General features: G+C 71.2%; 22 protein-coding genes and 2 tRNA genes. 18 read left to right on the forward strand and 6 right to left on the reverse strand.

Features of this window, described 5'->3' with window-relative positions; translation table 11 throughout:
* From HY68_RS10675 to HY68_RS10685, 4 genes are all read left to right on the forward strand, one after another.
* A partial coding sequence (locus HY68_RS10675; protein ID WP_063779631.1) for a DUF3566 domain-containing protein occupies nucleotides 1-449 on the forward strand: 449 nt, incomplete at its 5' end.
* Nucleotides 450-507: 58 nt separating this feature from the next.
* Nucleotides 508-581 (forward strand) — tRNA-Ile (locus HY68_RS10680).
* Between the two features lie 214 nt (nucleotides 582-795).
* Nucleotides 796-930, forward strand: a complete 135-nt coding sequence (locus tag HY68_RS40570) for a DLW-39 family protein (protein WP_003958712.1) — start codon at nucleotides 796-798, stop codon at nucleotides 928-930.
* A 203-nt stretch (nucleotides 931-1,133) separates the two neighbouring features.
* Entirely contained in the window at nucleotides 1,134-2,552 is a 1,419-nt protein-coding gene (locus HY68_RS10685) for a hypothetical protein (RefSeq protein WP_347560416.1), read from the forward strand.
* Nucleotides 2,553-2,562: 10 nt separating this feature from the next.
* On the opposite strand, the gene HY68_RS10690 is transcribed toward HY68_RS10685, so the two are convergent.
* Nucleotides 2,563-3,927: a serine/threonine-protein kinase gene (locus HY68_RS10690; protein WP_041987412.1), complete on the reverse strand. Its 1,365-nt coding sequence runs from the start codon at nucleotides 3,925-3,927 to the stop codon at nucleotides 2,563-2,565.
* Nucleotides 3,928-3,957: 30 nt separating this feature from the next.
* Complete coding sequence (locus HY68_RS10695) at nucleotides 3,958-4,506, reverse strand: DNA-binding protein (protein ID WP_041987415.1); 549 nt, start codon at nucleotides 4,504-4,506, stop codon at nucleotides 3,958-3,960.
* Nucleotides 4,507-4,693: 187 nt separating this feature from the next.
* Between HY68_RS10695 and HY68_RS10700 the strand changes: the two genes are divergently transcribed.
* From HY68_RS10700 to HY68_RS10720, 5 genes are all read left to right on the forward strand, one after another.
* A tRNA-Ala gene (locus HY68_RS10700) sits at nucleotides 4,694-4,766 on the forward strand.
* A gap of 291 nt (nucleotides 4,767-5,057) precedes the next feature.
* Nucleotides 5,058-6,629 carry a penicillin-binding transpeptidase domain-containing protein gene (locus tag HY68_RS10705; protein WP_107070171.1) on the forward strand — a complete coding sequence of 524 codons (1,572 nt, stop codon included), beginning with the start codon at nucleotides 5,058-5,060 and terminating at the stop codon, nucleotides 6,627-6,629.
* A gap of 76 nt (nucleotides 6,630-6,705) precedes the next feature.
* Nucleotides 6,706-7,635 (forward strand): class A beta-lactamase, encoded by a 930-nt coding sequence (bla, locus tag HY68_RS10710; protein WP_041987419.1) that lies wholly within the window; start codon nucleotides 6,706-6,708, stop codon nucleotides 7,633-7,635.
* A gap of 33 nt (nucleotides 7,636-7,668) precedes the next feature.
* Nucleotides 7,669-9,012: a histidine kinase gene (locus tag HY68_RS10715; RefSeq protein ID WP_041987421.1), complete on the forward strand. Its 1,344-nt coding sequence runs from the start codon at nucleotides 7,669-7,671 to the stop codon at nucleotides 9,010-9,012.
* 26 nt (nucleotides 9,013-9,038) lie between these two features.
* A complete protein-coding gene (locus HY68_RS10720; protein ID WP_041995653.1) occupies nucleotides 9,039-9,689 on the forward strand; it encodes a response regulator transcription factor in 651 nt (216 codons plus the stop codon).
* Nucleotides 9,690-9,710: 21 nt separating this feature from the next.
* Here HY68_RS10720 and HY68_RS10725 read toward each other — a convergent pair whose 3' ends face one another.
* Complete coding sequence (locus HY68_RS10725; protein ID WP_052457244.1) at nucleotides 9,711-10,559, reverse strand: hypothetical protein; 849 nt, start codon at nucleotides 10,557-10,559, stop codon at nucleotides 9,711-9,713.
* 84 nt (nucleotides 10,560-10,643) lie between these two features.
* On the reverse strand, nucleotides 10,644-11,042 hold the full coding sequence (locus HY68_RS10730) for a VOC family protein (protein ID WP_041987424.1): 399 nt from the start codon (nucleotides 11,040-11,042) through the stop codon (nucleotides 10,644-10,646).
* Between the two features lie 102 nt (nucleotides 11,043-11,144).
* On the opposite strand from HY68_RS10730, the gene HY68_RS10735 reads away from it, so the two are divergent.
* The 4 genes from HY68_RS10735 to HY68_RS10750 all read left to right on the forward strand — a co-directional run bounded on the left by HY68_RS10735 (nucleotide 11,145) and on the right by HY68_RS10750 (nucleotide 13,757).
* On the forward strand, nucleotides 11,145-12,149 hold the full coding sequence (locus tag HY68_RS10735; RefSeq protein ID WP_041987427.1) for a YafY family protein: 1,005 nt from the start codon (nucleotides 11,145-11,147) through the stop codon (nucleotides 12,147-12,149).
* A gap of 31 nt (nucleotides 12,150-12,180) precedes the next feature.
* Nucleotides 12,181-12,567 carry a VOC family protein gene (locus HY68_RS10740; protein ID WP_041987430.1) on the forward strand — a complete coding sequence of 129 codons (387 nt, stop codon included), beginning with the start codon at nucleotides 12,181-12,183 and terminating at the stop codon, nucleotides 12,565-12,567.
* On the forward strand, nucleotides 12,564-13,199 hold the full coding sequence (locus tag HY68_RS10745) for a TetR-like C-terminal domain-containing protein (protein ID WP_041987433.1): 636 nt from the start codon (nucleotides 12,564-12,566) through the stop codon (nucleotides 13,197-13,199). Before HY68_RS10740 ends, HY68_RS10745 begins: the two co-directional genes overlap by 4 nt.
* 156 nt (nucleotides 13,200-13,355) lie before the next feature.
* On the forward strand, nucleotides 13,356-13,757 hold the full coding sequence (locus tag HY68_RS10750) for a DUF6344 domain-containing protein (RefSeq protein WP_041987436.1): 402 nt from the start codon (nucleotides 13,356-13,358) through the stop codon (nucleotides 13,755-13,757).
* Nucleotides 13,758-13,833: 76 nt separating this feature from the next.
* Here HY68_RS10750 and HY68_RS10755 read toward each other — a convergent pair whose 3' ends face one another.
* The gene (locus HY68_RS10755) at nucleotides 13,834-14,586 is read right to left on the reverse strand and encodes a DUF5324 family protein (protein WP_041987440.1); all 753 of its coding nucleotides are present in this window, start codon (nucleotides 14,584-14,586) and stop codon (nucleotides 13,834-13,836) included.
* Nucleotides 14,587-14,927: 341 nt separating this feature from the next.
* Between HY68_RS10755 and HY68_RS10760 the strand changes: the two genes are divergently transcribed.
* Both HY68_RS10760 and HY68_RS10765 read left to right on the forward strand, forming a co-directional pair.
* Nucleotides 14,928-15,455 (forward strand): peptidylprolyl isomerase, encoded by a 528-nt coding sequence (locus HY68_RS10760; protein WP_041987443.1) that lies wholly within the window; start codon nucleotides 14,928-14,930, stop codon nucleotides 15,453-15,455.
* Between the two features lie 158 nt (nucleotides 15,456-15,613).
* On the forward strand, nucleotides 15,614-16,516 hold the full coding sequence (locus HY68_RS10765) for a rhomboid family intramembrane serine protease (RefSeq protein WP_041987446.1): 903 nt from the start codon (nucleotides 15,614-15,616) through the stop codon (nucleotides 16,514-16,516).
* Nucleotides 16,517-16,774: 258 nt separating this feature from the next.
* Here HY68_RS10765 and crgA read toward each other — a convergent pair whose 3' ends face one another.
* Nucleotides 16,775-17,032 carry a cell division protein CrgA gene (gene crgA, locus HY68_RS10770; protein ID WP_041987448.1) on the reverse strand — a complete coding sequence of 86 codons (258 nt, stop codon included), beginning with the start codon at nucleotides 17,030-17,032 and terminating at the stop codon, nucleotides 16,775-16,777.
* A 258-nt stretch (nucleotides 17,033-17,290) separates the two neighbouring features.
* On the opposite strand from crgA, the gene HY68_RS10775 reads away from it, so the two are divergent.
* The 3 genes from HY68_RS10775 to HY68_RS10785 all read left to right on the forward strand — a co-directional run bounded on the left by HY68_RS10775 (nucleotide 17,291) and on the right by HY68_RS10785 (nucleotide 19,102).
* Nucleotides 17,291-18,010 carry a DUF881 domain-containing protein gene (locus HY68_RS10775; RefSeq protein WP_241778758.1) on the forward strand — a complete coding sequence of 240 codons (720 nt, stop codon included), beginning with the start codon at nucleotides 17,291-17,293 and terminating at the stop codon, nucleotides 18,008-18,010.
* 274 nt (nucleotides 18,011-18,284) lie between these two features.
* On the forward strand, nucleotides 18,285-18,461 hold the full coding sequence (locus HY68_RS43655) for a hypothetical protein (protein ID WP_041987450.1): 177 nt from the start codon (nucleotides 18,285-18,287) through the stop codon (nucleotides 18,459-18,461).
* On the forward strand, nucleotides 18,458-19,102 hold the full coding sequence (locus tag HY68_RS10785; RefSeq protein ID WP_041987452.1) for an aminodeoxychorismate/anthranilate synthase component II: 645 nt from the start codon (nucleotides 18,458-18,460) through the stop codon (nucleotides 19,100-19,102). The genes HY68_RS43655 and HY68_RS10785 overlap by 4 nt, the downstream gene beginning before the upstream one ends.
* Nucleotides 19,103-19,156 lie beyond the last annotated feature (54 nt).

Consider the following 19,156-nt stretch of genomic DNA (forward strand, 5'->3'; position numbering starts at 1 on the left):
CGGTCGGATCGGCCGGTCCTGTCACCGCGCCGCCGGCCGCGGTACGCAGGCCGCGTACGGGAGCGCGTACGACACCGCGCACCCGCAAGGCGCGGCTGCGGGTGGCCAAGGCCGACCCGTGGTCGGTGATGAAGGTCAGCTTCCTGCTCTCCATCGCCCTCGGCGTGTGCACGGTCATCGCCGCCGCCGTGCTGTGGATGGTCATGGACGCGATGGGCGTCTTCTCGACCGTCGGCGGCACGATCAGTGAGGCGACCGGTTCCAACGAGGGCAACGGGTTCGACCTCCAGTCGTTCCTCTCGCTGCCGCGCGTGCTCATCTTCACCGGCGTCATCGCCGTGATCGATGTCGTGCTCGCGACGGCTCTGGCCACGCTGGGATCGTTCATCTACAACCTCTCGGCGGGCTTTGTGGGCGGCGTGGAGCTGACCCTCGCCGAGGACGAGTGAGGACCGGATACCGATTTTGGGGCTGGCCGTGAAGTGCGCTAATCTTCAGGGGCAGCGCGGGGCTATAGCTCAGTTGGTTAGAGCGCATCCCTGATAAGGATGAGGCCCCAGGTTCAAATCCTGGTAGCCCCACCGCGACATTCGGCCCGCACGGTATCCGTACCGTGCGGGCCGATTGCATTCCGTGTTCTTATGACCGGCTGTTCTTTCTCCCCGTTGCGCCGCGAGTTGAGGGCCGGGTTGAGGGCCGGGAGTCGGCGGGCGGCCAGGTCACTGATCGGTATCGGTCGGTGTGTATAGTCGGGCGCCAGAAGACTCCTACGTCAAGGAAAGACGAGGTCGCGCGGTGAAGAAGCTTCTCCTGGTCGCACTGGCCGCCATCGGCGGGCTCCTCGTGTACCGCCAGATCCAGGCGGACCGCGCCGAGCAGGATCTGTGGACGGAGGCCACCGACTCCGTGCCCGCAGGTTCGGGTGTGTGAGACGCGGCAGTCCCGATAGTCGAATGCGAGCCCCGGTCGCCGAGCGGCCGGGGCTTCGTGCTGCCTTGCCGGGTCCGGGTCCGGGTGCCTTGCGGTCTGCCTTGCGCGCGCAAACCCGTGCCAGGTGAGGTGCGGGCGGTGCAGGATGGACCGGCACCGTGACCGGTGCGCGGGGCGATGAACGGGGGAGGCGCGTGAGGCGCGTGCAGCGCTTGAAGAGGCGGCGGCCGGCGGGACGTCCGCGCGGCCGGGTGGGTGCGACAGCGGCAGCCACGGGGGCCTGCGCCGTACTGTTCCTGGCGGCGCTGCCGGGTCAGTCCGCGGCTGCGGCCGACGGGCCGGGCTCGTACGCCTTCCAGCCCGGGGCGCAGCGGATCGCGGGGGCGGCCACGACGAGCGACGCGAAGGCGATCCGGGCGGGGTCCACGTACCGCGACACGATCAGGCTGGACGGCAAGCTCATCTACCGCGTCGACCTGGACGCGAAGACCAACGCGTACGTCTCCGCCGTGGCGGTGCCGGGGTCCGGTGCGAAGGTCGCGTACGGGGACAAGATCGAGGTGTCGCTGCAGAATCGTGACGGCATCAACTGCAGTTCCAACAATGCCCAGTTCGGGCCGTCCACGGAATACCCCAGACCGCTGGCCGCCTATGCGTACCGGACGGTCGACCCGACCTCGCCGCTGTGCCAGGAGGCCGGCACGTACTACGTCGTGATCGAGCGGACCGGCGGGGACGACGCGGCCGACGATCCGTGGGAGCTGGAGATACGCGACGTCGCGGAGCCGGGGCTCAGCGCGGCGGGACCGACCAGGCCGCCGGAGAACTGGCCCAGCGCTTCCCCCGCGCCGCTCGTCGCCGAACCGCGGCAGCGCGCCGGCGGGGCCGGCTTCTCGGACGCGACGTCGCTGACGCGGGGCGAGTGGGCGACGAAGATCGAGCCGGGGCAGTCGCTGTTCTACCGGGTGCCGGTCGACTGGGGGCAGCAGCTCTTCACCAGCGTGGACCTGGGCAGTTCGGGCGGGACGGGGTACGTCGGCGGGGCGCTGTCCGTGGCGCTGTACAACCCGGCGCGCGGTCTCGTCGACAGCAGCGACTCGCTCTCGTACGACGGCAAGCAGAAGACGACGTCGCTCCCGCCGCTGCCGCCGGTGGCGTACGAGAACCGCTTCGACCCGTCTTCGGGCGACAAGGACATGCGGTTCGCCGGCTGGTACTACCTGCGGGTCAGTCTCAGTCCCGAGGTGGGCAAGACCTTCGGCGACAAGGCGTACGGGCTGACGCTGGAGACGAACGTGAAGGGCAACGCCACCAGCGGGCCTGGATACGCGGGCCCCGCGGGCGACTTCGCGGTGACCGACGACGACCGTGAGGCGGCGACGGACGGGCGGAGCGCGGCGGGGGCGGCGGGTCCCGACGGGACGATGCGGCTGGTCGGGTTCGCCGGGATCGGCGCGGGCACCGTGCTTGTACTGATGCTCGGGGTCTGGACGCTGCTGGCCAGGCGGCGGGCGGCGGGTGCGGCGGGTGCGGCGGGTCCGGCTGGTGCGGCGGGTGCGGCTGGTCCGGCGGGTCAGGAACCGGGCGCCGGGCAGGGGTTCGGGCCGCCGCCGGCCTGGTGAGGAAGGCCGGTCAGGCCTGGGTCAGTGCCCAGATGCCCACGGCGAAGCAGACAAGAGCGAGCAGCAGGACCGGGACCGTCACCTTCGGGGGCGGTCCCGGTCGTGTGCTGGGGGCCCGGTGGGAGGGCGCGGAGGCCTGCGGGCGCTCGGCGGTGTAGGGACGGGTGGCGGCCGCGTGCATGGCTGTGGAGGGCGTGGGCGACTGCTGCGGGAAGTGTTGGCGTGGGGGCGACGGAGAGGGCGGCGGCGGGAGGTGGAAGCTGCCGGTGTCCGACATGGCGGAGGCGTGGGCGGCGGGTGTGACCGGTGTCGCCGGTGTCTCGGCCACGGTCGGCGGGTGCGCGGGCGGCGGCGGGGTGGGGGTCGGCGTCGGGGTGGGCGTGGGGTCGGCCTGGATCACCTGCTGCCGACCCGACCGCGGGTCCGGCTGAGCGCCACCCGGCTGAGGACCACCTGGCTGAGCGCCACCTGGCTGAGGACCCGGCCGGGGACCCGTCGGGGGACCGGACGGGCCGAAGGGGGCGGGCAGCGGACCGATCTGGTCGAAGACCTCGACCGGCTCGTCGTCGGGGCCGGGTTCGGGGAGCAGCTGTACGGCCGTCGACAGGGCCTTGAGCGTGCCGGTGGCCGTCCGGAACCGGAGGTTCGGGTCCGGCTGCAGCAGGCCCGCCAGCACGTGCCACAGCGGCTCGGGGATGCCCTGCGGCGCTCCGGGGGTGCCGTGCGCGGCGAAGTACTCGATCAGGGCCTTCGCGTCGGGTTTCTGACCCTGCAACAGGTAGAGCGCGACCAGGCCGACGGCGAAGAGGTCGGCGGGGAAGTCGGGCTCGGCGCCCATCATCTGCTCGGGCGCGAAGTAACCGGGCGTGCCCACCACGTAGTTGGTCTCGGTCAGGCGCGGTTCGCCCTTGCGCATGGAGATGCCGAAGTCCGACAGGCGCAGATGCGGCCGGGCCGTGCCGGTGGCCTCCAGCAGGATGTTCGCCGGTTTGATGTCGCGGTGCACGACGCCCTCGGCGTGCACGGCGGTGAGTCCGGACAGCAGCTGTTCGAGGAGCGTGCAGACGAAGCGGGGCGGCAGCGGTCCGTAGTCGCCTATGAGATGCGCCAGCGAGCCGCCGCTCACCAGGTCCATGGTGAACAGCACCTTGTCGTCGTCGGCCGCCCAGCTGGCCGGCGCGAGGACATGGGGATGATCGATCCGCAGGGCCTGTTCCCTGACGAAGCGCAGCAGGGTGTGCGCGTCGCTCTGCTGGAGGACCTTGGCCGCGACGTACCGCTTGCGCCGCTGGTCCCAGGCCCGCCAGACCGCGCCGACACCGCCGCGCCCGATCGGGTCGATCAGTTCGTACCGTCCCGCGAAGACCTCACCCATTGCGCCGCGCCCGCCCCCCGTCGTCCTCGGTCAGCCCTGGTGCGCCTCGTAGTGGGCCACCGCGTCGGCGGTGCGCCCGGCGCCGTACACCCTGAGGAACTCTGCCAGTTCGGGCTGGCTGAGGGCGAGGGAGTCGGCGGCGTCGATGATGTCGCCCGCAGCGGCGACGGACCGCAGCAGGGACTGGATCTCCCGCACCACCCGGCGGACCGTCGGCGCGCCCGAGCTGTTCATCGTCTGGCTGGTCCCGGTGAGGACGGAACCACCCTGCGACTTCTTGATCGCTTCCATCCGGTCCGTGGCCTCCACGGCGCCGACGCTGCCGTCGGCGACCTGTCCCGCCAGGTCCTGCAGGGCCTGGACGCGCTGGACGACGGCGGGGTTGCCGATCTTCGCCCGCTGACCGCTCATGAGCTGGGAGAGCATCGGCGCCGAGAGCCCGAGCACCGCGGCCAGCCGGGCCTGGTTGAGACCCAGGTCGTCGATGAGCCTGCGGAAGAGAGCGCCCAGCGGCTCTCCGTACCAGCTTCTCTGCAGCTCTCTCGCTCTGGCTGTGGATTCCTGCTGTGCGGCGTCCATCGCGTCTCCCCATCGCATCCCCTTCGCGGCAGCTTCGCTGCTGCGAACCTCGTGGGGCATCCTACGGAGCGTGGTCGCGGACGGGGAGTCCCAATCCTTTTGCGGGATCCCCCGTGGGACCCGGTACTCTGGTCCCCGGTACCGGCCGCGCCGCTCTGCGCAGCTCAGCCGTACCCGACCCGTTCCGGGGGCCTTAGCTCAGTTGGTAGAGCGCTGTCTTTGCATGGCAGATGTCAGGGGTTCGACTCCCCTAGGCTCCACTTTTCGAGAGGCCTCCTGACCCGCGGTAACGCGAGTCAGGAGGCCTCTTTGTGTTCGTGGGCTCCGGATGCCTCTCCGCCGCCGGTCCACACCCCCTGGCATGCGTCGATACACCGTGCGAATCACTGTGATGGCGAGAGCATATTCGACATGTGCGTCATGGGCGGGTTTGACTTCCGGACGACTCGGAAACGGAGAGCACCTTGACGCACACCGGCAGCCGGAACAGCCACGGCCCGCACACCACGCACGGACGGTGGAGACGCCAGGGGCGACTGCTCGCCGTCCTCGTGGCCCTCGGCCTGCTCGCGGGAGGCGGGTACGCCGTCTTCAGCCTCCTGGGCGGCGACGCCCAGGACGACGAGCAGGTCACGTCCGCCCGCAAGCCCTTGGCGGCCTTCCTCGCCGGGTGGGCCGCGCACGACGCGCGGAAGGCGGCGCGCTACACCGACACACCCGACAGCGCCGCCTCGCTCCTCACCTCGGTGCTGACCAACCTCAAGCCGTCGAAGACCACCATCGACGCGGCAGGGGGCCGGAAGAAGGACGACGGGGAGGTGGACTTCCCCTTCACCGTGTCCATGACGGTCCCCGGCGCCGGCGACCTCACCTGGCGCTCCCGGGCGCGGGTGGTCGACACGTCGGGCAGCTGGAAGGTCGCCTTCACCTCTCCGACGGTCCATCCGGAGCTGACGTCCGGGCAGACCCTCGCCCTCAAGAGCACCGGCAACCGGGCGCGGGTGCTGGACGCCGAGGGTGACCCGCTCCAGGCCGACAGCCTCGTCGGAACCGTCGACCCGGCGACCGGCAAAGGCGCGTCAGGTCTTGAGGCCCGCTACGACAAGGTCCTGTCGGGGGGCGGGAAGGCGGGCAAGTCACTGGTGGCCGCCGACCGGGAGAGCGGACGCGCCGTCAAGAACCTCGGTACGGAGGCGAAGGCCGCGGGCCGCCCGGTGCGCACCACCATCGACCCGCGGGTCCAGCGCGCGGCGGCCGACGCGCTGGCGGACTTCGACGGCAACGCAGCCATCGTCGCCGTCAACCCGGACAACGGCCGCATACTGGCCGCCGCCAACCGGCCGGGCGGTCTCAACCGCGCGCTCGAAGGGCGCTATCCGCCCGGTTCCACCTTCAAGGTCGTCACCGCGGCCGCCCTGCTGAAGGGCGGTCTGCGGCCGGGGGACCCGGCGGCCTGCCCCAAGTTCGCCGACGTCGACGGGCAACGGTTCGAGAACCAGGACCAGTTCGACCTTCCCTCCGGCTCGACCTTCCGGGACGTCTTCGCCCGGTCCTGCAACACCTACTTCGTCAACGCGCGCGGCTGGCTCTCCGACACCGCCCTGCGCGACGCGGCCCAGGCGTTCGGCATCGGCGGCAGCTGGGACGTGGGCGCGAGCACGTATGACGGCAGCGTCCCCGTCAACACGGGCGACAACGACAAGGCAGCGGCCACCATCGGCCAGGCACGTGTCCTGGCCTCACCCCTGGTGATGGCCTCCATGGCCGCCACGGTCAAGAACGGCGGCTTCGACCAGCCGGTGCTGGTGCCGGACGAGGTACGGAAGAAGTACCGGGCCCCGGCGCGACTGGACACCGAGGTCGCGGGCCGGCTCCGCGAGCTGATGCGGGCCACCGTGACGTCCGGTTCCGCCCATGCGCTGAAGGGACTGCCGGGCGAGCCGCACGCCAAGACCGGAACGGCCGAGTTCGGTGGCGACAACCCGCCGCGCACCCACGCCTGGATGATCGGCTACCAGGGCGGATCCGACCTCGCGTGGTCGGTGCTCCTGGAGGACGGCGGCTCGGGCGGCGCCGACGCGGGGCCCGTCGCCGCGCGGTTCCTGCGCGCCCTGGCCCGCTGAACAGCGCGCCGAACAGCCCGCTGAACGGCGCCCGGCCCGCCCCAACGACCCCATCGGAACGGAGAGTCGGCACACCATGCGCACCTCAACCCCTTTCTCCCGGCGCGCCGCGCTCGCCACGCTGGCCGGGGCCGCGACCCTGCCGCTGGTCGGCTGCGGTGACGGTGACACCCGCGGCGAGCAGCCGGCCGCCGCCAAGCCCCCGGCCCCGCTGCCCGCCGCTCCTCGTACGGAGGGCGCGTTCGGGGGCCTTGAGCAGGAGTTCGACGCGCGGCTCGGCGTGTACGCCCTCGACACCGGCAGCGGCCGGACCGTCACGCACCGGCCCGACGAACGGTTCGTCTACGCCTCCACCTGCAAGGCGCTGCTCGCCGGCGCCGTACTGGACCGGTACTCGCTCCGGCAGCTGGAGCGGCTGGTGCGCTACGACCGCGACGATCTCGTGTCCGATTCGCCGGTCACCGAGAAGCACGTCGGCACCGGACTGACCCTGCGTGAGCTGTGCGACGCCGCGATCCGCTACAGCGACAACACCGCGGCCAACCTCCTCTTCCGCCAACTCGGCGGCCCCCGGGGCCTGCAGACCGCGCTGCGCGGGCTCGGGGACAACGTCACACGATGTGACCGCTACGAAGTCGCGCTCAGCGACGCGGTCCCCGGTGACGTACGCGACACCAGCACGCCCCGCGCGCTCGCCGGCGGTCTGCGGGCGTACGTACTCGGCGCCACGCTCCCCCCGGACCGGCGTGCCGTGCTGACCGACTGGCTCAAGCGCAACACCACCGGCGCCACCACGATCAGGGCCGGCGCCCCGGACGGCTGGCAGGTCGGCGACAAGACCGGCACGGGCGGCTACGGGACCCGTAACGACATCGCCGTCCTGTGGCCGCCCGCCGCCGCTCCCGTGGTCCTCGCCGTCATGTCCCGCCGGGACACCAAGAACGCCGAACGTGACGACGCGCTCATCGCGCGGGCAGCGAAGATCGCGCTCGGCGCGATCGTCTGAGGACCGCGCCGGGGCGACATTAAGCTATGGGGCATGGCTCAGTCGTCGCTCTCCGTGGTCGCGGGTCGGTGGCGGCCGGGCGGCCGGTCCACCGCCCGCTTCGGGCGCCGCACGCTCGTGGAATCGCTGTACCTCCTCACCGCGCCGGTCAGCGCCGTGGCCGGTCTGCTGCTGATGACCGGCGCTCTGTGCGCCGGAGCGGCCGCCTCGCTGCTGCCGCGCGGGGCGCGCCTCGCGGCCCACGCACTGGCGACGGCGCGGTGGCCGGGCGATCTGGAGTGGTGGCGGATCGGCGCCGCCCGGTCCCAGGCGGCCAGGACGGGGACGACGACAGCGGCCCGGCGGCCGGGGCCGAAGGGGACGCCCGAAGCGGCCGACCCGGGGCTGTGGCTCGACCTGGCGCACGCCGTACTGGTGCTGCCCGTCGTGCTGGTGACCTCGGCGGTCACCGCGCTGTGGTGGTTCGCGGGCGTCGCGACCGCCACGTACCCCCTGCGCAGCCAGGTCACGCCGGGATCGCTGCGGCCCATGACGCTGTACGCGGGCAGCGAGCGCTCCCACGTCGCCCTGAGCCTGGGGCTGACGTCGCCGGGCGGGCGGCTCGCCTTCGCGCTCACGCTCGCCGTCCTGCTGCTGTCCACCCTGCCGCTGGTGACCCGGATGTGCGTGGCCGCGCAGGCCGGTCTGGGCCAGGCGCTGCTGTCCGACATGTCCGCGCTGCACCGCAGGATCAGCGGTCTTGAGCGGGAGCGGGACACCGCACGCGCGCAGGCCGTCGCAGCGGTGACGGCCGAGGCGGCGGCCCTGCGCCGGCTCGAACGCGACATCCACGACGGGCCCCAACAGCAGCTCGTCCGGCTCGCGATGGAACTGGGCCGCGCCCAGCACCACTTCGACCGTGATCCGGAACTGGTACGGGCGGCACTGGCCGACGCCGTCGTGCAGACCCAGGAGGCGCTGGACGAGCTACGGGCCCTGTCACGCGGCATCGCCCCGCCGATCCTCGCCGACCGGGGGCTGCGGGAGGCGCTGTCCGCGCTGGCGGCGCGCTGTGTCGTACCCGCCGCACTCGACGCCGGTCCGACGGACGGCCGGCTGGACCCCGCCGTGGAGACGGCCGCCTACTTCGTGGTCGCGGAGGCGCTGACGAACGTGGCCAAGCACAGTTGTGCCGGCAGCTGCACCGTCGGCATGCGGCACGCGGAGGGCACCCTGCGGGTCTGGGTGACGGACGACGGGGTGGGCGGCGCGGCTCTGGCCAAGGGCCACGGGCTGCGCGGGCTGGCCGACCGGGTGCAGGCGGTCGGCGGCCAACTCCGGGTGGACAGCCCCGAGGACGGCCCTACGACGGTCAGCGCGGCGCTGCCATGTCGCTGACCTCCGTCCCGGCCGCCCGGGACCCGCTGCGGATCGTCGTCGCCGACGACGCCGTGCTGCTGCGCGAGGGGCTGGTCCGGCTGCTCGCCGAGGACGGTCACGAGGTGGTGGCCGCCGTCGGTGACGGCCCCGCCTTGGTCGAAGCGGTGCTCGCACACCGCCCGGACGTCTCGGTCGTCGACGTACGGATGCCGCCGACGCACACCGACGAGGGGCTGCGGGCGGCGATCACCGCGCGCGGACAGCTGCCGGGCTCCCCCATGCTCGTGCTCAGTCAGTACGTGGAGGTGTCCTACGCCGCCGAGCTGCTCGCCGACGGGTCCGGCGCCGTCGGCTATCTGCTGAAGGACCGGGTCGCCAAGGTCGAGGAGTTCCTGGACGCCCTGGCGCGCGTCGCCCGTGGTGCGACGGTGCTCGATCCGCAGGTGGTCGCCCAGGTGCTGACCGGCCGTCGCCGGGACGACCCGCTGGCCGCGCTGACCCCGCGGGAGCGGCAGCTGCTGGGGCTGATGGCCGAGGGGCATTCCAACACGGCCATCGCCCGCCGGCTCGCGCTGTCCAACAGCGCGGTGGAGAAGCACATCGGCAATGTCTTCGCGAAGCTCGGGCTGCCGCCCGACGACGCCCAGCACCGCCGGGTGCTCGCCGTCCTCGCCTATCTCAACCTCAGCGCCTGACCGCCTGTCACCAGCCGCCCGTCACCAGCCGCCTTCGAAGAAGGCCAGCAGGGCGGGCGCCGGATCGGCCGTGACGGTCACATTCGCCACGGCGATGACGACGAAGGGGACGGCGACCACGGCCCAGCCGAGGCCGAACGACCTGAACAGCCGCCGCGCCCGCCGGTCGGAGGCGTCCGTCCGGACAAACCGCTTCCACGCCACCACGCTCAGCGCGACAAGGACGGCCACCACCGTCGTCGCGGCGACGGCTATCACTACGTGATAGCGGGCGAAGTCGTCGACCATCACCCTGAGGGCGGGGGGAGTTCCGGCGCCGGTCTCCGGATAGTCGGCCAGCCGCCGGCGTATGTCGTGGACGGCGTCGGCGAGTGCTCCGTGCGGCGGATGGTCCAGCAGCGAAAGGAGTGAGGAGAAGGGGGCAATCGCGCCCTGGACATTGGCCATGAGCAGCACGACGGAGAAAAGCGCGAGCGCCGTGACGACCGCCCCGGCCGACGCGACAGCGGTTCTTCTCCCCTTTCCCGCAGTCCGCTGTCCCGTAGTCCGCGGAAACGCCTTCCGGAGGAGAATTCCGAGCGCGACGAGCACACCCAGCAGCAGTGCGGCGGCCACCGCCTTCACCACGTGATAGGCGGACCAGTAGTCGACGACCCTCGCCAGGTCCGGGGTGTATCGCCGGTCGCCGGAATTCCAGTAACCGACGAACGTCTCGGAGAAGCTGTCGGTGAGATCGCCCTGACTGCCGTAGTCGTGGCCGGAGACGGCGGCGGCCAGCGGGCGGGGAGCGTAGACGAACGCGGGGACGAGGGCCACAGCGAGGGCGGTGAGCACGCCGAACGTGCTGGTGGGACGGGATGGTGATCGCATACGGACGACCATGTCGCAGCGCCGCAGCCGGGTCATTGCAGTGCGCCATCCACTTGGGGTGTGGCCAGCCACACCCCGACTGCCTCAGCGGTCCTGCCTGCGTACCGCGTCGGCGGTGACGGGCGTGAAGAGATTCAGCAGATTTCCGTCCGGGTCCCTGAGCAGCAGCGAACGGTTGCCCCACGGCATGGTCGTCGGGGTCTGTACGACCTCGCAGTCGAGGGCGGTCAGCCGCCGGTATTCCGCGTCCACGTCGGCGACCCGGAATTCGATGATCACCGTACGGTTGGCGGCCGGCTCCGCGCTACCGGCGCCGAACAGGGCCACGGTGCGGGTGCCGGCGATGGCCAGCGTGCATGAGGGCGTGACGAGTTCGGCAAATTCCGGGGTCGACCACGCGGCCGGAACGGCGATGACCTTTTCGTAGAACGTGACGAGACGAGCGACGTCGTCGGTGATGACCCGGACCGAAACGAAATTCATGAGGGGGCTCCTGTCAGTAAGGGCGGTAAAGGTGCGGACACCTCGAACGCTACGACCGATACCGGACAGAATCCGCCCGGTATCTGCGGCAGACTTCGTGCCGTGACCACATCGACCGCCCGAGTCCTCGCCCTGCTGGAGATCCTGCAGAGTGGCGGCCTGCGTACGGTGCCCGACCTGGCCGCCCGGCTGGACGTGGACGAGCGCACCGTGCGCCGCTACGTCGGCCACCTCCTGGAGCTGGGGGTGCCCGTCGACTCGGTGCGTGGCCGCTACGGCGGCTACCGGCTCGCGCCCGGTTACCGGATGCCGCCGCTGATGCTCACCGACGAAGAGGCCCTGGCCGTGCTGCTCGGTCTGCTGGCCGGTCAGCGGGCCGGTCTTGTCACCGCGTCCGCGGCGGCGGGCGAGAGCGCGGCGGCGAAGCTGCGGCGGGTGCTGCCCCGGGCTCTGGGGCAGCGGCTTGAGGCGCTGCTGGCGACGGCCGACTTCACCGCGCGTCCACGGCCGGGCGTCGCGCCCGGGACGGATGTGCTGCTGGAGCTGGCCGAGGCCGCACGCGCGCGGCGGCCGGTGGCGATCAGCTACACCGACCGCAAGGGCCACGACAGCGAACGCACCGTGCTGCCGTACGGACTCGTGGCGCATTCCGGGCGCTGGTACCTGACCGGCGCCGATCCGGACAGCGGTGAGGTGCGCACCTTCCGTCTCGACCGGATCTCCGCCCTGCGCGTACTGCCCGGGTCGTTCGCCGTTCCGGCCGGCTTCGACCCGGCGGCCACCGTGGTGGACAGCCTCGCCCGCACCCCGTGGGCCCACGACGTGTCCCTGCGGATCAAGGCCGGTCCCGAGCACATCCGCCGCCACCTCCCGCCCGGCGTCGCCACCCTGTCCCCGGCCACGGCGGGGCCCGACGGGGACACCGGCTGGATCCAGGTCCGGATCCGGGCCGAGCGGCTGGACTGGATCCCACCCGTGATCGCCGCTCTCGACAGCCCGTTCGTGATCGAGCACCCGGCCGCGCTGCGTGATCTCGTACGCGCGCTGGCCCGCAGGCTGGACGAGAACGCCGGCAACGATTACGATCCGGACCGGTCCGGATCGTAATGAGTCCGGCAGCAGCCACCAAGGGGGAGCCATGCGCGTCAAGGACTTCGATCATCTGGTGCTCAACGTGGGGGACGTGGAGCGCGCCCTTGAGTTCTACTGCGGGCCGCTCGGCCTGGAACCCGTCCGGGTGGCGGAATGGCGGGCGGGGAAAGTGCCCTTCCCCTCCGTACGGGTCAGCCCGGTGACGATCATCGACCTGGTCGACCGGCCGCGCGGCGAGTCGAACGTGGACCATCTCTGCCTGGTCGTCGAGCCGTTGGACTGGCAGGAGGTCATCGACTCCGGGGTCTTCACCGTCCTGGAAGGACCCGTCGGACGGTACGGGGCGCGCGGCGAAGCGCGCTCCGTATACGTGGCGGACCCGGACGGCAACACGGTCGAGCTGCGCTGGTACCCGCAGGACGCCGGGCGATGACCCCTTCGGCGCCCGGCCGCCCGCGCGATCCGGCCATCGACGCCGCCGTCCTGGCCGCCACGCTCGACGTGCTGGGCGAGAGCGGATACGCCGGGTTCGCGCTGGAGAAGGTGGCCGCCCGTGCGGCGACGACGAAGGCGGCGATCCGCAGGCGCTGGCCCGTACGCCAGAACCTGCTCATCGACGCGCTCGCCTCGGTCCTCGTCGTCCCGCCGGTGCCCGACAACGGCTGCACCCGCTGCGATCTGATCGAGAGTGTCGAACTGCTCGCCGACGTGCTGCACGAACGGCTGCCGTCCGGGGTGCTGGCCGCGCTGATCGCGGACTGCGCCCCCGACGCCGACCTGCACCGCAGGCTGCTCGACGAGCTGCTGCGGCCCAGCCGCAGGGCCGCGACGACAGCGGTCGCCCGCGCGGTCGACCGGGGTGATCTGCTGCCCGACGTGGATCCGGAGCTGCTGGTCGATCTGCTCGCATCGACGGTGTATCAGCGGGCCCTGTTCGGCGACGTATCGCCCGGCAAGGGCGCAGCGGGCCGGCTGGTGGACCTGCTGCTGCGCGGCGTCGCCGTCGACTTCGACCGGCTCGTACGGATCAGCCGACAGCCCGCGCACCTGCGGCACCGGGCCTGACGCACACACAGATCAGGATTTCCGCACGGTGATTGGACCGTAAGAGTGGTGTTCATCCTAAGAGCTGCGCACGGGCGGCGTCGCTCCGTGGATTCCCGAAATGCGTACTCATCATAAGGAAGGTAAGTAGATCGCCCAACCCGAAAGCGAGGGGTCATGGCCGCCTTCAAGGTCAAGAGTCTGTGGACCGTCTTCCTCACCGCGTTCTTCGCGGTGCTCACCTCACTGGGCCTCACCGCCCCCGCCACCGCGGCCGGTGCCGCTGTTCAGCAGCCCGCCGAGCAGCCGGCCGACCAGCCGGTTCCCGCGCCCTTCGGCACGACCCACCGAGAGGAAGGTGCGGCCCAGTCGGGCTGGGCACTACTGCCCGCCCCGCTGCCGCGTGACCGCTCGCTGCCGCCCACGATCAAGCAGCGCATCCGCGCCGAGGCGCACGGTTCCTCACCCTCGGTCCGGCACCTGCCCGTAGGCATCGACGACGCCGACGGTTCGTCCGAGACATCTGCCGCCGCCGACGAGAACGCGTACGCCGCCCAAGCCGCGCTCGTCGCAGCGTGAGGCGCCGGGATACCCGCGGTCTCCCGGCGCCCTGCGAACGCGCTGTCACCGCGGCGTGTACCACCGCGGCGCACGATCAGGAACGATCCTCCCGATCAGCCTTCCGAGCCGCTGCCTCAGCTTCCGCCTCGGCCTGCTTGGCCTCGACCTCGGGGTCGAGCGGATCCACGACCGTGGCACCCGTACTGCCGTCGACGGACGTCAGCGGAGCGCGGTCGGAGACCTCGGTAGCGGCGGGCGGCTCGACCAGCCAGTCCGGATTGGCCTGCTTGTCCCACCACTTCCACGCGGCGAAGGCCCCACCGGCCAGTACACCGACGACGGCAAGGCCCTTGGCCAGCCGGCCGGCCCTGGCCCGGCGCTCGTGCTTGCGCACCAGCTTGTGGATCTCCTTCGCCGTCACCTGTCCGCGCAGCGCGGCGAGGGCGGCAGCGGAACGTGCCGCGGCCTCCTCCGCGACCGGCTGGGCCGTGGCCACGGCCTGCTCGACCCGCGGGACCGTGTAATCAGCGGCCTGACGCGTGTACTCGGCAGCCTGACGGGCCGCCTTACGGGTGCTGACCGCGGCCCGGTGCGCGGCGACATCGACCTTTGGGGGCACATGAGGCGCCACCCTGGCGTCGTACTGAATACGGGCCTGTTTAGCCTGAATACGGGCCTGCTTGGCGGCCTTTGACATTGTCGGGGCGAGCCGTACGCGCGCCTCGTGCGCGTACTGAGCGGCCTGCTCCTTGGCCGTGTCGGCGTAAGGGGCCACCGCTTCCGCGGCGTGCTGCACGCTCTCCTTCGCCGAACCGGTAGCGGCGCGCACGCTGTCCATGCGGGTCACAGGATCATCCTCCTCGGTGGCGTTCGTTATGTCGCCTGTCCACCCTTTTCGAAATCATGCCTGCTGGGCTCGGCCTCGGCATGCCATACGGGCATCCGGGTCATGCCCGTGTTTCCGGCGCGACCTCGGTCACCTCTTCTCCACACCTGTCCGCCGACGGCGGACTCACACACGTCGGTGACCCCGGAATCGCCCGCCGGCCGCGCCCGCGCGTCGCTTCGGCGACCCCTCAGCGCCGTTCCGGCGCCTCTTCGGCGACCCTTCCTGGCCATGCCCGGCCGACCGCCGCACCTTCCGTGCGAGGATCGTGAGAGTCAGTGACGACTCATGGAAGGCACATCGTGGCCGAGCAGCTTTACGCCACCCTGAAGACCAATCAAGGCGACATCGAGATCCGGCTCCTGCCGAACCACGCGCCCAAGACGGTCAAGAACTTCGTGGAGCTCGCCCAGGGCGAGCGCGAGTGGGTCCACCCCGAGACCGGCAAGAAGACCACGGACCGGCTCTACGACGGCACGGTCTTCCACCGCGTGATCAGCGGATTCATGATCCAGGGCGGCGACCCGCTGGGCAACGGCACCGGCGGCCCCGGCTACGAGTTCGGCGACGAGTTCCACCCCGACCTCGCCTTCGACAAGCCGTACCTGCTGGCCATGGCGAACGCCGGCCCGGGCACCAACGGCTCGCAGTTCTTCATCACCGTCTCGCCGACCACCTGGCTGACCCGCAAGCACACCATCTTCGGTGAGGTCAGCACGGACGAGGGCAAGAAGGTCGTGGACGCCATCATCGCCACGGAGACCAACCCGCGCACCGACCGTCCGGTGCAGGACGTCGTGATCGAGTCGGTCGAGGTCGAGACCCGCTGACCGGCCGCTGACGTCCGGTTCTCCGCTTCGGGGAACCATCCCGCCCCGCCCGTCCGTACTGCTTACGTACCGGACGGGCGGGCACGCGGTGCGTGCTGCCCGGCGGGCCGGTACGCAGCGCACGCAGCACCGAGGACCGAGGGGAGCAAGAGGGACCGATGGAGCAGCCGCCCGACGGCCATGGAGGCCAGGACCAGCCCGCCGTCAGCGACGCACCGCCCCGCTGTTACCGGCATCCCGACCGCGAGACCGGCATACGGTGCACCCGCTGCGACCGGCCCATCTGCCCCGAGTGCATGGTCAGCGCCTCGGTCGGCTTCCAGTGCCCGAACTGCGTGCGGGAGGGCTCGGGTACGGGCCAGCCGGCGGCCGCGACCCGGCCGCGCACCCTGGTCGGCGGGTCCGTCACGGCCGACCCCCGGCTGGTCACGAAGCTGCTGGTCGCGATCAACCTCGTGGTGTTCATCCTGATCCAGGTCGTGGGCACGCGGCTGGCCGACGATCTCGGTCTCGTCGGCTACGCGGCCGACGGGCGCGGCGGGCTCATCGGGGTGGCGGACGGCGAGTACTACCGGCTGTTCACCTCGGTCTTCACCCACGAGGCGTTCCTGCACATCGGCTTCAACATGCTCAGCCTGTGGATGATCGGCGGTCCGCTGGAGGCCGCGCTCGGCCGGGCGCGCTATCTCACGCTCTACCTGGTCTCGGGCCTCGCGGGCAGCGCGCTGACGTATCTGCTCGCCAGCCAGTACCAGCTCACGGTCGGCGCGTCCGGTGCGATCTTCGGCCTGTTCGGCGCGACGGTCGTGCTGGTGCGCAAGCTCAACTACGACATGCGACCGGTCGTCGCCCTGCTGGTGATCAACCTGATCATCACCTTCGGCTGGGCCGGGATCGCCTGGCAGGCGCATATCGGCGGACTCGTCGCCGGCACGGTGATCGGTGTCGCGATGGTCTACGCGCCCCGCGCCCACCGGGCCCTGCTGCAGTACGGGGCGAGCGGGCTGATGCTGCTGGTGACCGTCGCGATCGTCGTCTACAGAACCGCCGCGCTCACCTGATGTGACCGTCAGGGCCGAGCTGAGGCCAGAGTTGTCCACAGAGTGTGCCGGATCTTGTGCAAACTGTGGGGAACATCTGTACCCCTTGTCGCCGATGTGGGTCTGACCAGCGGCGACAAGGGGCGACCGGATCGGCGCGAGGGCCGACGCAGTCACACCGGCGTCAACAAACCGTGGAGTTATCCACAGATCGTCTGACCTTTTCCCCTGCTTGTGGACAGTGCTGTGGATAACTCCACGTCACGCCGGAGAGGCGCGCTACTTCCACTGGGTGGAGAAGCCGAACCCGGCCGCGATGAAGCCGAAACCGACCACGATGTTCCAGTTGCCGAAGGGCTTCAGCGGCAGATCGCCCTCGGTCACGTAGAACAACACGATCCACGCGAGTCCCACGAGGAACATCGCGAGCATGAGCGGTGCCACCCAGCTGCGGTTGGACAGCTTTATGGCGGCCGGCTGCGTCGCCGACGGCGGCGGCGTGAAGTCGGCCTTCTTGCGGATACGTGACTTCGGCACGAGGAACTCTCCTGTCGATGCGCTGCGTGACCGCGCAGGGAATGGAACGGGGTGCCGGGGGCGGAGAACAGGGGGAACACCGGCTCCCCCGGGCGTCCGTTAGCGTAGTGCTTCCGTGGCGCCTAGGGAGATAAGGGTACGTTGACCAATTCCGCCGACTTCCCCGAAGGTCCGGACAAGGCGCGGGACCGCGGCCAGGACCACATCCCGGCGCAGGCCCCCGACCCCGCCCCGGGCCCCTCTCCGGCCCGGCGCGGGCTGCGGCCGGTGCGGCTGCTCACGATCGCCGTCTTCGCGCTGGCCGGGCTGATCTTCGTCACGAGCTTCAACACGGCCAAGGGCACCAACATCCGTACCGACACCTCCCTGCTGAAGCTCTCCGACCTCATCCAGGAGCGCAGCCGCAAGAACGGCGAGCTGGACAGGTCGACCGCCACCGTACGCACGGACGTCGACACCCTCGCCGGACGGGACGACGGCTCCACCGCCGCCGAGGACGCCAAGCTGCGCGGGCTGGAGAACGCCGCCGGTACCCGCAAGCTCACCGGCCGGGCCGTCACCGTCACCCTCAACGACGCCCCGCCGGACGCCACGGCCAACCCCGGCTACCCCGACCCGCAGCCCAACGACCTCGTCATCCACCAGCAGGACCTGCAGGCCGTCGTCAACGCCCTCTGGGAGGGCGGCGCCCAGGGCATCCGGGTCATGGACCAGCGGCTGATCTCCACCAGCGCCGTACGGTGCGTCGGCAACACGCTCATCCTCCAGGGCCGGGTCTACTCACCGCCGTACAAGATCACCGCGGTCGGTGACCCGGACAAGCTCCACAAGGCGATCAACGCGTCGCCGCCGATCCAGAACTACCTGCTGTACGTCCAGGCGTACGGCCTCGGCTGGAAGGTCGAGGACGACGGCACGACGACGCTCCCCGGCTACTCGGGTCCGGTCGATCTCCACTACGCGAAGCCGGCGCTGTGACGAACGGCAAACCCCGACGGCTCCCTAGGGCCTCTCGTTCGGATCTTGCCGGGCTCGCGGGGTCTGGTGCCGCGCCTCGCGGCGTTGTCGTCGGTCGGCGACGCTCCGCGTCGCCTCCCTCCTCCGCCTTGCGATCCACGACACCAGACCCCGCTCCCTGATCCGGCCTGATCCAAACGAAAGGCCCTAGCTGACCCATCGCCGCCCACGTGTCCGTGGCGACCTTTAGTCTGGTGCGGTGCCGCCTGGTGCGGTACCGAACGGAAGGGACAGCATGTACGGCTGGTTCTGGCGACATCTGCCGGGCAACGTGTGGGTGCGGGCGGTCATCTCGCTCGTCCTCGCGCTCGGCGTCGTGTATCTGCTGTTCCAGTACGTCTTCCCGTGGGCCGAGCCACTGCTGCCCTTCAACGACGTGACGGTCGACGGCGGATCGGGGGCCGCAGGATGAGCCCCGCCCGCATCCTCGTCGTCGACAACTACGACAGCTTCGTCTTCAACCTCGTCCAGTACCTCTACCAGCTCGGCGCCGAGTGCGAGGTGCTGCGCAACGACGAGGTGGCGACCTCCCACGCGCAGGACGGCTTCGACGGCGTGCTGCTCTCACCAGGGCCCGGCACCCCCGAACAGGCCGGTGTCTGCGTCGAGATGGTGCGGCACTGCGCGGCGACCGGCGTGCCCGTCTTCGGCGTCTGTCTCGGCATGCAGTCGATGGCCGTCGCGTACGGCGGGGTCGTCGGCCGGGCCCCCGAGCTGCTGCACGGCAAGACGTCGCCGGTGACGCACGCGGGCGGGGGCGTCTTCGCCGGACTGCCCTCGCCGTTCACCGCGACGCGCTACCACTCGCTGGCGGCCGACCCCGCCGAGCTGCCGGCCGAGCTGGAAGTCACCGCGTGGACGGCCGACGGCATCGTCATGGGCGTACGCCACCGTGAACTGGCCGTCGAGGGCGTGCAGTTCCATCCCGAGTCGGTGCTCACCGAGCACGGCCATCTGATGCTGGCCAACTGGCTGGCGCAGTGCGGGGATCCGGAAGCGGTGGCGCGGTCGGCCGGACTCGCGCCGGTGGTGGGCAAGGCAGTCGTCGCGTGACCGCCCTCCGCCCCGAACACGAAGCCGGGATCGGCGCCGGCGGCCCGTACGAGC

Source organism: Streptomyces sp. AcH 505 (assembly GCF_000818175.1).
In the GTDB taxonomy this organism is placed as follows: Bacteria; Actinomycetota; Actinomycetes; order Streptomycetales; family Streptomycetaceae; genus Streptomyces.